Source organism: Liquorilactobacillus mali (assembly GCF_001437155.1).
Taxonomy (GTDB): Bacteria; Bacillota; Bacilli; order Lactobacillales; family Lactobacillaceae; genus Liquorilactobacillus; species Liquorilactobacillus mali_A.
Genome location: NZ_JQAR01000053.1, coordinates 1672 through 2495 on the forward strand (window position 1 = coordinate 1672; position 824 = coordinate 2495).

General features: G+C 36.2%; 1 protein-coding gene. It reads left to right on the forward strand.

What is annotated here, in order from left to right; translation table 11 throughout:
• On the forward strand, positions 1-787 hold a 787-nt coding region (locus tag IV36_RS11620), incomplete at its 5' end, for an IS3 family transposase (protein WP_162261595.1).
• Positions 788-824: the final 37 nt, after the last annotated feature.

Below are 824 nucleotides of genomic sequence, written 5' to 3' on the forward strand. Positions count from 1 at the left end.
TAAGCGTATCAAAAATCATGTCGATAAGTATATTGATATCAAAGCTAAAATTCTAAAAATCACCAATGATGGAAAATGGCGGGGACGATTAACCTACGGTTATCGACGAGTTCAAGAGGAACTAGTCAAACTGAATATTCATATTGCCGACAAAGTAGTTCGTCATTTGATGGATGAGTTGAACGTTCAAGTGAGTATGTACAATCGTCGTAAAAATGGTAAATATTCTTCATATCGAGGAACTGTTGGTAAAATAGCAGAGAACGTTTTGAAACAAGATTTTAGTCACACAAAACCGTATGAAGCCTTACACACTGATGTGACTCAAGTTCGCTTAACAGATCGAAAATGGGCATATATTTCCGTAATTACTGATGAAGCTAGCAAAGAAGTTTTGGCCTTTCAAGTTAACGATAGTCCTAACCGTGAACTGATTACCAATACGCTTGATGAATTAATCGCTAAGCTTCCGAAAGGAAGCAACTCTATCATTCATTCTGATCAGGGATGGCATTATCAATTAGGTTATTATACACAAAGGCTTCTGGATAACGATTTTATCCAGAGCATGTCTAAAAAAGGAAATTGTCATGATAATGCACCAATCGAGAGTTTCTTTCATATTTACAAAACGGAATGCTTGAGTGGCTTTCCCCCTTACAAAGATATTAAGTCACTCACAGAAGCTTCGCTGAATTATGTCAGTTGGTATAATAATCACCGAATTTCACTCAAAACAAAAGGCATGTCCCCAATTGAGTATCGAGAACATACCTTAGCAGCATAAAAATATCTATTTTGTCTAACTTTTGTGTTGCACTTCA